The sequence below is a fragment of the Pseudooceanicola profundus genome (assembly GCF_054919315.1).
This window is the reverse complement of the sequence record NZ_CM142898.1, coordinates 2007012-2021711: the sequence shown is the minus strand read 5'-3', so window position 1 is coordinate 2021711 and position 14700 is coordinate 2007012. Positions and strand designations below refer to the sequence as shown.

Genomic DNA, 14700 nt, shown 5'->3' with positions numbered 1-14700 from the left:
TAGCTACATGGCTATTGATGCACCGGCAACGCGGCCGGCAAACCCGCGTTTCTCCTCTGGCCCCTGTGCCAAGATCCCCACGTTCACGCTCGACAAACTGGCTGATGCCGCACTCGGTCGCTCGCACCGTGCTGCCATCGGCAAGGAAAAGCTGAAGGCCGCGATCGAAGAGACGCGTGACCTGCTGGGCGTGCCCGCCGACTACAAGATCGGCATCGTTCCCGCCTCCGATACCGGCGCCGTCGAAATGGCGCTCTGGTCCATGCTGGGCGCCCGCAAGGCCACCATGCTGGCCTGGGAAAGCTTCGGCGCAGGCTGGGTGACCGATGTCGTCAAGCAACTGAAAATCGACGCCGAGGTGAAGACCGCCGAGTACGGCCAGATCGTCGACTTCGCCGAGGTCGATTTCAACACCGACGTCGTCTTCACCTGGAACGGCACCACCTCCGGTGTGCGCGTCCCCAACGGCGACGCGATCCCCGCCGACCGCGAAGGCCTGACCATCTGCGACGCGACCTCGGCCGCCTTCGCGCAGGACCTGCCCTTCGACAAGCTCGACGTGGTGACCTTCTCCTGGCAGAAGGTGCTGGGCGGTGAAGCGGCCCACGGGATGCTGATCCTCAGCCCCCGCGCCGTGGAACGGCTGGAAAGCTACACCCCCGCATGGCCGCTGCCGAAGATCTTCCGCATGACCAAGGGCGGCAAGCTCAACGAAGGCATCTTCAAGGGCGAAACCATCAACACCCCCTCCATGCTGGCGGTCGAGGATTACCTCGTCGCGCTGGACTGGGCCCGCTCCGTGGGCGGCCTGAAGGGGCTGATGGCGCGCGCCGATGCGAACGCCAAGGTGATCTGGGACTTCTGCGAGGCCAATGACTGGATCGCGAACCTCGCCGAGGATGACGCGACCCGGTCGAACACCTCGGTCTGCCTGAAGTTCACCGACGACCGCATCAAGGACGGCGCCGCCTTTGCCAAGGCCGTGGCCAAGCGCCTCGAAGCGGCCGGCGTGGGCCTCGACCTCGGCGCCTACCGCGATGCACCGGCCGGTCTGCGGATCTGGTGCGGCGGCACGATCGAGACCTCGGACGTCGAAGCGCTGATGCCCTGGGTGGCCCATGCCTTCGAAGCCGAGATCGCGGCCCAGACCGAAGCGGCCTGATCCGATCTGACGGGCGGGCCCCGGTCCGCCCCCATCTTCCCCGAATTTGACGGCACGGCCGGCGCTTGCAGTGCCGGTCCACACCCCGATCTTATCCAAAGGAGCCCAGACATGGCCCCCCGCGTTCTCATTTCCGACAAGCTGTCCGACGCCGCCGTCCAGATCTTCAAGGACCACGGCATCGACGTCGACTTCCAGCCCGACCTTGGCAAGGACAAGGACAAGCTGCTGGAGGTCATCGGCCAGTATGACGGCCTCGCCATCCGCTCGGCCACCAAGGCGACCGAGAAGATCATCGCCGCCGCCGACAACCTCAAGGTCATCGGCCGCGCCGGGATCGGCACCGACAACATCGACAAGGACGCCGCGTCCAAGAAGGGCATCATCGTGATGAACACGCCCTTCGGCAACATGATCACGACGGCGGAACATGCCATCGCGATGATGTTCGCCGTGGCGCGCCAAATCCCCGAGGCCTCTGCCTCGACCCATGCGGGCAAGTGGGAGAAGTCGAAGTTCATGGGTGTCGAGCTGACCGGCAAGACCCTCGGCGTGATCGGCGCCGGCAACATCGGCGGCATCGTCTGCGACCGCGCCCGCGGCCTCAAGATGAAGGTCGTGGCCTATGACCCCTTCCTCGGCGAAGAGAAGGCCGAGAAGATGGGCGTCGAGAAGGTCGAGCTGGAAGAGCTGCTGACCCGCGCCGACTTCATCACGCTGCACGTGCCGCTGACCGAGACCACCAAGAACATCCTCTCGAAGGAAAACCTCGAGAAGACCAAGAAGGGCGTGCGGATCATCAACTGCGCCCGCGGTGGCCTCGTCGATGAAGCGGCCCTCGCAGAGCTGCTGAAATCCGGCCACGTGGCCGGCGCGGCCTTCGACGTCTTCTCGGAAGAACCCGCGACCGAGAACCCGCTCTTCAACCTGCCCAACGTGGTCTGCACGCCGCACCTCGGCGCCGCCACCACCGAGGCACAGGAAAACGTCGCGCTTCAGGTGGCCGAGCAGATGTCGGCCTACCTGCTGACCGGCGCGGTCGAGAACGCCCTGAACATGCCCTCCGTCACCGCCGAGGAAGCCAAGGTCATGGGTCCGTGGCTGAAGCTGGCCGGGCACATCGGCTCCTTCATCGGCCAGATGACCGACGAGCCGATCAAGGCGATCAACATCCTCTACGACGGCACCGTGGCGGGCATGAACCTCGAGGCGCTGAACTGCGGCGTCGTGGCGGGCATCATGAAGAAGGCCAACCCGGACGTGAACATGGTCTCGGCCCCGGTCGTGGCGAAGGAGCGCGGCATCCGCATCTCCACCACGAACCAGGACAAGTCGGGCGCCTTCGACGGCTACATCAAGGTGACCGTGGTCACCGACAAGCGCGAGCGGTCTGCCGCCGGCACCGTCTTCTCGGACGGCAAGCCCCGGTTCATCCAGATCAAGGGCATCAACGTGGACGCCGAAGTGGGCCCGCACATGCTCTACACCACCAACGAGGACGTGCCGGGCATCATCGGCACGCTGGGTGCGACGCTTGGGACCAACGGCGTGAACATCGCGAACTTCACCCTCGGCCGGGCCTCGGCCGGCGGTCAGGCGATCGCGCTGCTCTACCTCGACGGCGCGATGACCAACGACGCGATCGACGCGCTGAAGGCCACCGGCAAGTTCCAGCAGGTCAAGCCGCTGGAATTCGACGTCGCCTGAGGCGGACGAGATCAGACGAGAGGCCCCGGCAGCAACGCCGGGGCCTTTTTCGTTTGAAGGGCGGGCCCGAGCGAAAGGATGTGCATCCCGCCACATTTGACCAAAAGGACGCGCGTCCCGCCACTTTTGACCAAAAGGGCGCGCGTCCCGCGCGACACGACGTCTGGCCGCGCTGGGGCGCGGCGGCGGGGCTCTGCCCCCTTGGCCCCGTGCCGGGGCCAATTCCCCCGGAGTATTGCAGGAAAGATGAAGCCGGGGGTGGAGGTTCGGACCGCCGGGTGGTTCAAAGGTAGCGCAGACAGGAGACGGGCTCATGAGCGATCCGATCTATGCCATCGGCGATATCCACGGCCAGCGGGCCTGGCTGGAGGAGTTGCTCGAAAGGGTCGACCAGGATGGCGGGCCGGGCGCGCGGCTCGTCCTGCTGGGCGATCTCGTGGACCGCGGCCCGGACAGCCGCGGGGTCATCGACCTGCTGATCGCGGAAGCCGCCGCCGGGCGCAACATGACCGTTCTGGCGGGCAATCACGACGTGATGTTCCGCCGCTTCCTCGCCGATGCCACCGTGCATGACGCCAATATCAAGTCCGGCCTGCCCTGGCCGCACCGGCGGCTTGGCGGGCTCGCGACGCTGCAGAGCTATGGCGTGGACGTGGACGAACGCCGCCCGATGGAGGATATCCACGCCGATACGCTGGCCGCCGTGCCGGAGGCCCATGCCGCCTTCCTCGCCGGCCTGCCCTACTGGCTGGAGACCGGGGACAAGCTCTTCGTTCATGCGGGCATCGTGCCGGGCGTGGCACTGCAGGACCAGCGGATCGACGACCTGATCTGGATCCGCGACGCCTTCTACGAGGCCGCGCAGGACCTGCCCTGGCTGGTGGTCCATGGCCATACGGCGCTGGAGGCCCCGCGCCATTTCGGGCCCCGGATCGATCTCGACAGCGGCGCGGGCTATGGCCGGATGCCCACCGCGGCGCGGCTCGAGGGGCACGCCGCTTGGGTGCTGGAGGCAGAGGGCCCCCGTCCCCTGCCGGTGGAGCCCGAGGAGACCGGGACAGCGGACCAGGGCTGACCCCCGCCGACCCCGTCTATTCGTTTCATTCCGCGCAACCGTCGCAGCGTCTTTGGCGGTGCAGCATTGCAATGGTCCGACCTGCGCGGCAATGTCCGCGCGACCGGGGCGAGGACGAGCGCCCCTTCAAGGGAGAGACCAGACATGGACGATATCGTTATCCTCGACGGGGCCCGCACGGCCATCGGCACCTTCGGCGGCAGCCTTTCCGGCGTCGCCCCCATCGACCTCGGCGCGACGGCGGCCAAGGCCGCGCTGGAGCGCTCGGGCGTCGAGGGCGGCCAGATCGGCCACGTGGTCTTTGGCCACGTCATCAACACCGAACCCCGCGACATGTACCTGAGCCGCGTCGCTGCGATCCAGGCCGGCATCCCCGATACGACCCCTGCCATGAACGTGAACCGGCTCTGCGGCTCGGGCGCGCAGGCCATCGTCTCGGCGGTTCAGTCACTGGCGCTTGGCGATGCGGATTTCGCCCTCGCCGGCGGGGCCGAGAACATGAGCCGCTCGCCCTACATCGTGCCCTCGCAACGCTGGGGCCAGAAGATGGGCGACGTGCAGACGCTCGACATGATGCTGGGCGCGCTGAACTGCCCCTTCGGCACCGGCCACATGGGCATCACCGCCGAGAACGTGGCGGACGAGAGCGAGATCACCCGCGCCGACATGGACGCCTTCGCGCTGGAGAGCCAGACCCGCGCCGCGGCGGCCATTGCCGCTGGCCATTTCGACCGCCAGATCGTGCCGGTCGAGGTCAAGGTGAAGCGCGACATGGTGCCCTTCACCACCGACGAACACCCGAAGGCCACCACGCTGGAGGCCCTCTCCGGCCTGCGCCCCGCCTTCCGCAAGGACGGCCGCGTGACGGCGGGCAACGCCTCGGGCCTCAATGACGGGGCTGCGGCGCTGGTGCTGGCCCGTAGTGCGGCAGCCGAGAAGGCCGGCCTCAAGCCCCGCGCTCGCGTGCTGGGTTATGCCCATGCCGGCGTGCGCCCCGAGGTGATGGGCTTCGGCCCGATCCCGGCGGTGGAGAAACTGCTCGAGAAGACCGGCCTGTCGGCGGGCGACTTCGACGTGATCGAATCGAACGAGGCCTTCGCGGCCCAGGCCATCGCGGTGAACCGTGCCCTCGGCCTCGACACCGCCAAGGTGAACCCGAACGGCGGCGCCATCGCGCTTGGCCACCCGGTCGGTGCCACCGGCGCGATCATCACCGTCAAGGCGCTCTACGAGTTGGAGCGGATCGGCGGCTCGAAGGCGCTGATCACCATGTGCATCGGCGGCGGTCAGGGCATCGCCCTGGCAATCGAACGCCTCTGAAACCCTGCGCGCCCCGCTCAGGCGGGGCGCAACCGGGCCACGGCCCAGCGGGCGGCGTCGGCCACGGCCTCGTCCGCATCCTCGCAGAGCGCCTGCGCCGCCGGCAGCAGATGCGCCGCGCCCGAATTCCCGATGGCATAGAGCACGTTGCGCACGAAACGGTCGCGCCCGATGCGCTTGATCGGCGAGCCGCGGAACCGCTCGCGGAACCCCGCATCGTCCAGCCCCACCAGCTCCGCCAGCTCGGGCAGCGTATTGCCCGGCTTCGGCTGGTAGCCGATCTCCCGCGCCGCCTGCGCGAACTTGTTCCACGGGCAGACCGCAAGGCAATCGTCGCAGCCGTAGATCCGGTTGCCCATCTTCCCCCGCAGCTCCTCCGCCACCGGGCCTTTGTGCTCGATCGTCAGGTAGGAGATGCAGCGCCGCGCATCCATCCGGTAGGGTGCCACAAAGGCGTCCGTCGGGCAGGCCGTCAGGCAGCGCCGACAGGAGCCACAGTGATCCACCTCCGGCGCATCGACCGGCAGCTCCAGCGTCGAGAAGACAGCCCCGAGGAACATCCAGTTCCCCAATTCGCGCGAGACGACATTGGTGTGCTTGCCCTGCCAGCCCAGCCCCGCCGCCTGCGCCAGGGGCTTCTCCGGCACCGGCGCCGTATCGACAAAAACCTTCACCTCGCCGCCTGCCTCGGCGATCAGCCAGCGGGCCAGCCGCTTCAGCCGCTTCTTCACGAGGTCATGGTAATCCTTGCCCCGCGCATAGACCGAGATCACGCCGCGCTCCGGCTCGGCAAGCCCGGCCAGCGGATCATCCTGCGGCGTATAGCTCTCCGCCAGCATGATCACGGAGCGCGCCTCGGGCCAGAGCGCCGCGGGATCGCCGCGCCAATGGGCGCGATCTTCCAGCCATCCCATCTGCCCGTGATAGCCCGCCTCCAGGAACCCGCTCAGCCGCCCGGCCACCTCGGGCACGGCGGACGGCCGGCAGATCCGCGCGGCATCGAACCCTTCCTCGAGGGCGCGCGCGATCAGCCGGGTCTTCACCTCGTCCATTTTCGTTTCCCAAGTATCCCGGGGGGAGTCGCGGCACGCGACGGGGGGCTGGCCCCCCTTCCCGCCCGGTCGCCAATCAGACGTCGCCAGTCAGAAATCGCCGGTCAGAAATCCAGGTCGGAGTAATGCGGCGGCTGCGGGAAGCCCGGGACCTGGTCGATCAGGATCTTCCGGAAGGCCGGCCGCGACTTGATCTTGGCGTACCAGTCCTTCACCGCCTCGGAGCGGTTCCAGTCCACGTCCGAGATATAGTCAAGCGAGGACAGATGCGCCGCGGCGGTGAAATCCGCCAGCGTCATGCGGTCACCGGCCAGCCAGCGCCGGTGGTCCAGCAGCCATGTCATGTAATCGAGGTGGAACTTGATCCGCTGCGCGCCGAACTTCACGTTCTTGCTGTCCGGATAGCCCTGCCCGGTGACCTTCTTGTTCACCCGCTCGTAGAGCAGCTTGGAGGTCACCTCGTGGTGGAACTTGTCGTCGAACCAGTTCACCAGCCGCCGCACTTCATAGCGCTCGTCCGGCGTGTCGGGGATCAACTGCGGATCGGGATACATCTCCTCCAGCCACTCGCAGATCGGGCCGCTCTCGGACATGGTCTTGCCGTCGATCCGCAGCACCGGCACCTTGGCCGCCGGATTGCGGCGCAGGAAGTCGGGGTGCTGCTCCCAGTAGCGTTCCTCGACCAACTCGCAATCGATCTTCTTCTCGGCCAGCACGAGGCGGACCTTGCGGCAGAAGGGGGAGAGCGGGACGTGATAGAGGCGGGCCATGGTCATGAGCGGAAAGATGTGCCGATGTTTCGAAGGTTCCACGTCCTTGCCTGTGAAAACGGGGAAATTCAATCCTCGAAACAGGCGGCGCGGCCATCCGCGCGGATCGTAGCCGCCCCGTCCATGATCATCCCGGTCCGCTTGCGCACGTAATTGCTGGGGTTGGAGGCCGACCAGCTCTGCGGTGCGGGCAGCACGGCGGCCAGTCGCGCCGCCTGAAGCGCGCTCAACGTGTCGGGAGCCACGCCGAAGTAATGCCGGGCCGCGGCATCGACGCCGAAGATGCCCTCGTCGAACTCGGCCACGTTCAGATAGACCTCGACGATGCGGCGCTTGGACCAGAAGGTTTCCACCACCGGGGTCAGCAGCGCCTCCAGCGCCTTGCGGACATAGCTGCGCCCGTGCCAGAGGAAGACGTTCTTCACCACCTGCTGGGTGATCGTCGACCCGCCGCGCCGCCCGCCCTGTTCGATGGCGGTGCGGATCGCGCTCATGTCGAAGCCCCAGTGGGTACAGAAGTTCGCATCCTCCGCCGCCACCACGGACCGCGCCATGACCGGCGCCACGTCGGAGAGCGGCACCCACGTGCGTTCGATGGTGCCGAGGCGGGCCTGCTCCTGCCGCATGTAGACGCCCATGGGCGGGTTGGCCTTGCTGGTAACCAGCACCAGAAGCAGCACCAGAACGACCGCCACGGCAAGGGCGCGCAGGGACATTCGCAGAAGCCAGCGGACCGGTTTGATCCGCGCCTTCTTCGCCGTCCCGGCCTTTGCCTTCGATCCGGTGGCCTTGCCCTTGCGGGGCTTGCCCGATGATTTTGCCTGTCGTGCCACGGCGCGACTATAGGCCAAGGGCGGGACACGCGGAAGCGAAACGGCGGCTGACGGGACGGGAAGACGCGGCGAAGCGCCGTGCCCGGCGCAGGAGCTGACCTCTGCCAGTTGCCCCGGTACAGACCCCCGTCCGCGCAGGGCACGGGCTTAAGTCCAAAGGGCCGGGGAGACCGGCCAGACATGGCATGATTGAGCGGCAGCGCAGCACCCGGCCGGAGCGCGCGGTGCAGCCCCCCCAAACGAAAAGGCCCCGTCGCATCCGACGGGGCCCCTTCTCATCCATGAACCGGCAGATCACTCCGCGGGCATCGCGGCCTCTTCGATGGCGAGCGGATGCGGGATATGCACCAGCATCTCCTTCGGGCAGACCTGCACGAAGTTCGCCTTCTCCACGTCCCAGTGCTGCAGGATGTCCTTGGCCTTGCGGCTGCCGGTCTCCTCGGCGTGACGTTCGATCAGGCCCTTCAGCTGGGCTTCCCAATGGGCCACCGTGACCGGGCAGGTCACCAGCGTTTCCATGTTCATCAGCGAGGCGGACTTCGCCTCGGGGTCATAGAGATAGGCCATGCCGCCCGTCATCCCCGCACCGAAGTTCGCGCCGATCGAGCCGAGGATCACCGCCACACCGCCGGTCATGTACTCGCAGCCGTTGGAGCCGCAGCCCTCGATCACCACCTTGGCGCCCGAGTTCCGCACCGCGAAGCGTTCGCCCGCGCGGCCAGCGGCAAAGAGGTAACCGTCAGTCGCACCGTAGAGCACGGTGTTGCCGATGATCGTGTTCTCGGAGGCGACCAGCGGGCTGGACATCGGCGGGTGCACCACGACGGTGCCGCCCGAGAGGCCCTTGCCGACATAGTCGTTCGCCTCGCCCGCCACCTCGATCTTGAGGCCCGGGGCCGCGAAGGCGCCCAGCGACTGGCCGGCCGAGCCGGTCAGCTTGACGGTCAGGTGATCCGGCTGCAGCGCGTTGCGCATGCCGAACTTCCGCACGATGTGCGACGAGGTCCGCGTGCCCACCGTCCGGTGCGTGTTCTGCACCGCGTAGGAGAGCTGCATCTTCTCGCCGTCCTTCAGGAAGCGGGCGGCATCGCGCACGATTTCCGCATCCAGCGTGTCGGGCACGGCGTTGCGCGGCTTGTCGCGGTTGTAGACGATGGCATGGGCGCCATCGACGGTGATCAGCAGCGGGTTGAGGTCGAGATCATCCAGATGCTCGGCCCCGCGGCTGACCTGGCTCAGCAGGTCGGCGCGGCCGATCACCTCGTCCAGCGACCGGGCACCGATGGAGGCGAGGATCTCGCGCACCTCGGTGGCGTAGAAGGTGATGAGGTTCACCACCTTGTCCGCGTTGCCGGTGAACTTGGCCCGCAGGCTGTCGTCCTGGGTGCAGACGCCCACCGGGCAGGTGTTCGACTGGCACTGGCGGACCATGATGCAGCCCATGGCGATCAGCGCGGCGGTGCCGATGCCGTATTCCTCGGCGCCCATCATGGCGGCCATGACGATGTCACGGCCGGTGCGCAGGCCACCGTCGGTCCGCAGGGTCACCCGCTCGCGCAGGTTGTTCATGGCCAGCACCTGGTGCGCCTCGGTCAGGCCCATTTCCCAGGGCAGACCGGCGAACTTGATCGAGGTGCCCGGGGACGCCCCGGTGCCGCCGTTGTGGCCCGAGATCAGGATGATGTCGGCCTTGGCCTTGGCCACGCCCGCGGCGATGGTGCCGACGCCCGAGGAGGCCACCAGCTTCACCGTCACCTTCACGCCCGGGTTGATCTGCTTGAGATCGTAGATCAGCTGGGCAAGGTCCTCGATCGAGTAGATGTCGTGGTGCGGCGGGGGCGAGATCAGCGTCACGCCCTTGGTCGAATGCCGCAGCCGCGCGATCAGGTCGGTGACCTTCATGCCGGGCAGCTGGCCACCCTCGCCGGGCTTGGCGCCCTGGGCCACCTTGATCTCAAGCTCTTCGCACTGGTTCAGGTATTCGGCGGTGACGCCGAACCGGCCCGAGGCCACCTGCTTGATCTTGGCGGACGGGTTGTCGCCGTTGGGCTCGGGCACGAAGTGTGCCGGATCCTCGCCGCCCTCGCCGCTGTCGGATTTCGCACCGATGCGGTTCATGGCGACGTTCAGCGTCTTGTGGGCCTCGGGGCTCAGCGCGCCCAGCGACATGCCCGGCGTGACGAAACGCTTGCGGATCGAGGTGATGCTTTCGACCTCTTCGATCGGCACCGGCGTGCCGAGCGGCTTGATCGCCAGCAGGTCGCGCAGGTGGATCGGCGGGTTCGCCTGCATCCGCGCGGAATACTGCTTCCACAGCTCGTAGGAGGCGCGGTTACAGGCGGCCTGCATCATGTGCATGGTCTGCGCTTCCCAGGCGTGGGTCTCGCCCGACTTGCGCGACTTGTAGAAGCCGCCGATCGGCAGGACGTCCTGACCGCCCAGCCAGCCCTGCTGGTGCACGGCCTCGACCTTCTTCTGGATGCCCGAGACACCGATGCCCGAGATGCGCGAGGTCATGCCGGGGAAATACTCGGCCACCATGGCGCGGGACAGGCCCACGGCCTCGAAGTTCAGACCGCCGCGATAGGACGAAACCACCGAGATGCCCATCTTGGACATGATCTTGAGCAGGCCCTGGTCGATGGCTTCGCGGTAGCGGGCCATGTTCTCGGTCAGGGTGCCGTCGAGCAGGCCCCGGTCGATCCGGTCGGCGAGGCTGTCCTCGGCGAGGTAGGGGTTCACGATGGTCGCACCGACGCCGATGAGCACGGCGAAGTAATGCGGATCGATGCATTCAGCCGAACGCACACCGAGCGAGCAGAAGGTGCGCAGGCCCTTCTTGGTCAGCCAGGAGTGCACCGCCGACGTCGCAAGGATCATCGGCATGGCCACCTTGTCGGGGCCCTGGTGATGGTCGGTCAGAACGATGTGGCCACCGCCGGAACGCACGGCGTCCTCGGCCTCGGCGCGGATCCGCTCCAGCCCCTTGTGCAGCGCGTCTCCATCGTCGCCGCCCACCGGGAAGGTACAGTCGATCTCGACCATGTCGGCGTTGAAATGCGTCATCAGCTCTTCGAACTGCGCATTGCCGACGAAGGGCGTGTCGAGCACGAGGATCTCGGTCTGGGCCGAGCTTTCGTCGAGCACGTTCTTGAGGTTGCCGAACCGCGTCTTGAGGCTCATCACGCGGAATTCGCGCAAGGAGTCGATCGGCGGGTTGGTCACCTGGGAGAAGTTCTGCCGGAAGAAGTGGCTCAGCGGGCGGTACTTGTTCGACAGAACCGCGGAGGGCGTGTCGTCGCCCATCGAGGCGAGCGCTTCCTTCGCGTCCTCGGCCATCGGCGAGAGCACCGTTTCCAGATCCTCGATCGAATAGCCCGCCGCGATCTGCCGCTTGCGCAGCTCACCCCCGGTATAGAGCGCCTTCTCGGTCACGGCCGAGAGCGGCTGATCCAGATCGGTGATCTTGCCGACCCATTCGCCGAAGGGCTGCGAGGCGGCCAGTTTGTCCTTGATCTCGGTGTCGTGGTAGAGCTTGCCGCTTGCCATGTCGACGGCCAGCAGCTGGCCCGGGCCAAGCGCGCCCTTCTCACGCACGGTGGCCTCGTTCGAGGGCACCATGCCGGCCTCGGAGCCCGCGATCAGCAGGCCGTCGCCGGTGACGACATAGCGCATCGGGCGCAGGCCGTTCCGGTCCAGACCGGCACAGACCCAGCGACCGTCGGTCATGGCGAGGGCGGCGGGGCCGTCCCAGGGTTCCATGACACCGTTGCAGTAGGAATACATGTCGCGCCACGCCTGCGGCAGCTCGATCGCCTGCTGAGACCAGGCTTCGGGCACCAGCATGGTTTTCGCCATGGGCGCGTTCCGGCCGGCCCGCACCAGCACCTCGAAGACGGCATCCAGCGCGGCGGAGTCGGACGACCCGCCGGGGATGATCGGCTTGATGTCTTCCGCCATGTCGCCAAACGTGGACGAGGCCATGCGGATCTCGTGGGACTTCATCCAGTTGATGTTGCCCTTGATGGTGTTGATCTCGCCGTTGTGGGCCAGCATCCGGAAGGGCTGCGCCAGCCACCACTGCGGGAAGGTGTTGGTGGAATAGCGCTGGTGGTAGATCGCGAAGGCGCTCTCGAACCGCTCGTCCATCAGGTCGGGGTAGAAGACGGCGACCTGCTCGGCCAGCATCATGCCCTTGTAGATCACCGAACGGCAGGACAGCGACGCGATGTAGAGCCCGTTCACCTGCGCGGCGGCGGCGGCCTTCTCGATCCGGCGACGGATCACGTAGAGCTCACGCTCGAAGGTCTCTTCATCCACGCCCTTGGAGTTCGAGATCAGGATCTGCTCGATCTCGGGGCGGGTCGCGTTGGCCTTCTCGCCAAGGCAGGTGATGTCCACGGGCACGTGGCGCCAGCCGTAGATGTAGTAGCCCATGCGCAGGACTTCGGTCTCGACGATGGTCCGGCAGGCTTCCTGCGCGCCGAAATCCGTGCGGGGCAGGAAGACCTGGCCCACGGCCATCAGCTCATCCGTGCGCGGCTCGTGGCCGGTGCGCTTGATCTGGTCGTAGAAGAAGGGGACGGGAATCTGCACGTGGATGCCCGCGCCGTCACCGGTCTTGCCGTCTGCGTCCACCGCGCCGCGGTGCCAGATCGCCTTGAGCGCCTGAATGCCCGCCTCGACCACCTTGCGGCTCTTCTTGCCGTCGATGGAGACGACGAGGCCCACGCCGCAGGAGGACTTCTCGTCCTCTTCGCGGAACAGCGAGTTCTCCGCCATCCACTTGCGCTTGGCTTCTTCGGCTGCGACCCAGTTTTCGTCGAACGTCGTCATGGCTGGCTCCTTCTCAGGTCCGCCCCTGCGGCAGCTCGGCCGTGGGGACGAAGGGAAACGTCTCTTCATAGGTCTCGGCAGTCACCCGCCGATGGTCGCCCTCGAGCGTGAGGGCGGTGAGGCGCTGATCGACGTAGGCTTCGCTGATCAGCGGGAAGTCGCGGGCCGCCTCGAAGAGGCCCGCGCAGAATTCCGTCTCCTCCGCTCCGTCGTCCTTCAGCCAGAGGCTGCTGCCGCAGGTCGGGCAGAAGCTCCGCTGCGAGAACGAGGAGGAGCGGTGGGTGCGCACCTCCCCCGCGACACGGATCGCGTCATCGGGGGCGGTGAAGAAGGCGTAGGCGCTGCCGCTCCAGCGCCGGCACATGGCGCAGTGGCAGACGCCGACCTCGGCCCGGTAGGTTGTCAGGGTAAGGGTGACGGCGCCGCAGAGGCAGTGCCCCGTGATGGTCTCCATCGTCCCCGTCTCCCTGATCCGCTCCGTCCCGGCCCGCGGTGATTACTCGGCAGCGACCGCTTCGGCGCCGGTGTTGAGGTAATCGAGCATCGCAGTGGCGCAGTCGCGCCCGTCGCGGATTGCCCAGACCACCAGCGAGGCGCCGCGCACGATGTCACCCACGGCAAAGACGCCATCGAGGCTGGTCTTGCCGGTGCCGTATTCGGCGCGGATCGTGCCCCAGCGGGTCACGGCCAGTTCCGGCTGGCCCCAGAGCGTCGGCAGGTCCTCGGGCTCGAAGCCGAGCGCCTTGATCACGAGGTCCGCATCCTCGGCGTAGTCGGCGCCCTCGATCACCTCGGGGCTCTGACGGCCCGAGGCATCCGGCGCGCCGAGACGCATCTTCTGCACGGTCACCGAGGAGACGCTGTCGCCGGCGAAGGCCTTGGGCGCCGAGAGCCAGACGAATTCGACGCCCTCTTCCTCGGCATTCTGCACTTCGCGCTGCGAGCCGGGCATGTTGGCCCGGTCGCGGCGGTAGAGACATTTGACCGACTCGGCGCCCTGACGCACAGCGGTGCGGACACAGTCCATCGCGGTGTCGCCCCCGCCGATGACCACGACTTTCTTGCCGTTGGCGTTCAGCTCGCCGCTGGTGAACTCGGGCACTTCGTCGCCGAAGTTCGAGGCCTTGTTCGAGGCCGTGAGGTAGTCGATGGCGCGCACGATCCCGTCGGCGCCCGCACCGGGGCCGGTCAGGTCGCGGGTCTTGTAGACGCCGGTGGCGATCAGCACGGCGTCGTGCTTGCCGCGGATCGCATCGAAGGAGAGATCCTCGCCCACGTTGCAGTTCAGCACGAATTCGACACCGGATTTTTCCAGCTGCTCGATCCGGCGCATGACCACGTCCTTCTCCAGCTTGAAGCCGGGGATGCCGTAGGTGAGCAGCCCGCCCGCGCGGTCATACCGGTCGTAGACGGTGACCTGCACGCCGGCGCGGCGCAGCATGTCGGCCGCCGCGAGGCCGCCGGGGCCCGCGCCGATGATTCCCACCGACTGGTCGCGCTCAACCACAGGGGTAATGGTCTTCACCCAGCCCTCTTCCCATGCGGTATCGGTGATGTATTTTTCGACAGCGCCAATCGTCACAGTGCCGTGACCCGATTGCTCGATGACGCAGTTGCCCTCGCACAGGCGGTCCTGCGGGCAGATGCGACCGCAGATTTCCGGGAAGGTGTTGGTCGCCTGGCTGACCTCGTAGGCCTCCTGCAGGCGGCCCGTCGCGGTCAGCTTCAGCCAATCGGGGATGTTGTTGTGCAGCGGGCAATGCGACTGGCAATAGGGCACGCCACATTGGCTGCAACGGCTGGACTGCTCCTTGGCCTTCGCATCGGCAAATTCAGCGTAGATTTCGTCGAAATCCTTGTTCCGCGTTTCGGCGCCACGCTTCACGGGCATGTCGCGTTCAACGGTCACGAATTTCAGCATAGGTTGCTTCGCCACGTCGCTGCC

10 protein-coding genes are annotated in these 14700 nt (G+C 67.0%); 4 read left to right on the top strand and 6 right to left on the bottom strand.

The window, feature by feature from the left end:
- Window positions 1-7: 7 nt before the first annotated feature.
- From ACX9MO_RS09260 to ACX9MO_RS09245, 4 genes are all read left to right on the top strand, one after another.
- Complete coding sequence (locus ACX9MO_RS09260; protein ID WP_222490612.1) at window positions 8-1162, top strand: phosphoserine transaminase; 1155 nt, start codon at window positions 8-10, stop codon at window positions 1160-1162.
- Window positions 1163-1273: 111 nt separating this feature from the next.
- Window positions 1274-2869, top strand: a complete 1596-nt coding sequence (gene serA / locus ACX9MO_RS09255; protein ID WP_222490613.1) for a phosphoglycerate dehydrogenase — start codon at window positions 1274-1276, stop codon at window positions 2867-2869.
- Between the two features lie 313 nt (window positions 2870-3182).
- Window positions 3183-3944 carry a metallophosphoesterase family protein gene (locus ACX9MO_RS09250; protein ID WP_462214320.1) on the top strand — a complete coding sequence of 254 codons (762 nt, stop codon included), beginning with the start codon at window positions 3183-3185 and terminating at the stop codon, window positions 3942-3944.
- A gap of 144 nt (window positions 3945-4088) precedes the next feature.
- Window positions 4089-5264 carry an acetyl-CoA C-acyltransferase family protein gene (locus tag ACX9MO_RS09245; protein ID WP_462214319.1) on the top strand — a complete coding sequence of 392 codons (1176 nt, stop codon included), beginning with the start codon at window positions 4089-4091 and terminating at the stop codon, window positions 5262-5264.
- A gap of 17 nt (window positions 5265-5281) precedes the next feature.
- Here the strand turns inward: ACX9MO_RS09245 and queG are convergent, their stop codons facing one another.
- From queG to ACX9MO_RS09215, 6 genes are all read right to left on the bottom strand, one after another.
- A complete protein-coding gene (gene queG, locus ACX9MO_RS09240; protein ID WP_462214318.1) occupies window positions 5282-6316 on the bottom strand; it encodes a tRNA epoxyqueuosine(34) reductase QueG in 1035 nt (344 codons plus the stop codon).
- A gap of 104 nt (window positions 6317-6420) precedes the next feature.
- Window positions 6421-7086: an FtsZ-binding protein FzlA gene (gene fzlA, locus ACX9MO_RS09235; protein WP_222492858.1), complete on the bottom strand. Its 666-nt coding sequence runs from the start codon at window positions 7084-7086 to the stop codon at window positions 6421-6423.
- A gap of 68 nt (window positions 7087-7154) precedes the next feature.
- Window positions 7155-7919: a monofunctional biosynthetic peptidoglycan transglycosylase gene (mtgA, locus tag ACX9MO_RS09230; protein WP_462214317.1), complete on the bottom strand. Its 765-nt coding sequence runs from the start codon at window positions 7917-7919 to the stop codon at window positions 7155-7157.
- Window positions 7920-8213: 294 nt separating this feature from the next.
- Window positions 8214-12755: a glutamate synthase large subunit gene (gene gltB / locus ACX9MO_RS09225; RefSeq protein WP_462214316.1), complete on the bottom strand. Its 4542-nt coding sequence runs from the start codon at window positions 12753-12755 to the stop codon at window positions 8214-8216.
- Between the two features lie 13 nt (window positions 12756-12768).
- Entirely contained in the window at window positions 12769-13209 is a 441-nt protein-coding gene (locus ACX9MO_RS09220) for a GFA family protein (protein WP_462214315.1), read from the bottom strand.
- 42 nt (window positions 13210-13251) lie between these two features.
- Window positions 13252-14691, bottom strand: coding sequence for an NAD(P)-dependent oxidoreductase (locus ACX9MO_RS09215; protein ID WP_222490619.1), 1440 nt, complete (start codon window positions 14689-14691; stop codon window positions 13252-13254).
- Window positions 14692-14700: the final 9 nt, after the last annotated feature.

Bases quoted from the DNA above. Each gene is read 5' to 3' on its own strand.
- gltB (WP_462214316.1), bottom strand. From the start codon at position 12,755: ATGACGACGTTCGACGAAAACTGGGTCGCAGCCGAAGAAGCCAAGCGC.
- ACX9MO_RS09220 (WP_462214315.1), bottom strand. From the start codon at position 13,209: ATGGAGACCATCACGGGGCACTGCCTCTGCGGCGCCGTCACCCTTACC.
- fzlA (WP_222492858.1), bottom strand. From the start codon at position 7,086: ATGGCCCGCCTCTATCACGTCCCGCTCTCCCCCTTCTGCCGCAAGGTC.
- ACX9MO_RS09250 (WP_462214320.1), top strand. From the start codon at position 3,183: ATGAGCGATCCGATCTATGCCATCGGCGATATCCACGGCCAGCGGGCC.
- ACX9MO_RS09260 (WP_222490612.1), top strand. From the start codon at position 8: ATGGCTATTGATGCACCGGCAACGCGGCCGGCAAACCCGCGTTTCTCC.
- serA (WP_222490613.1), top strand. From the start codon at position 1,274: ATGGCCCCCCGCGTTCTCATTTCCGACAAGCTGTCCGACGCCGCCGTC.
- queG (WP_462214318.1), bottom strand. From the start codon at position 6,316: ATGGACGAGGTGAAGACCCGGCTGATCGCGCGCGCCCTCGAGGAAGGG.
- ACX9MO_RS09245 (WP_462214319.1), top strand. From the start codon at position 4,089: ATGGACGATATCGTTATCCTCGACGGGGCCCGCACGGCCATCGGCACC.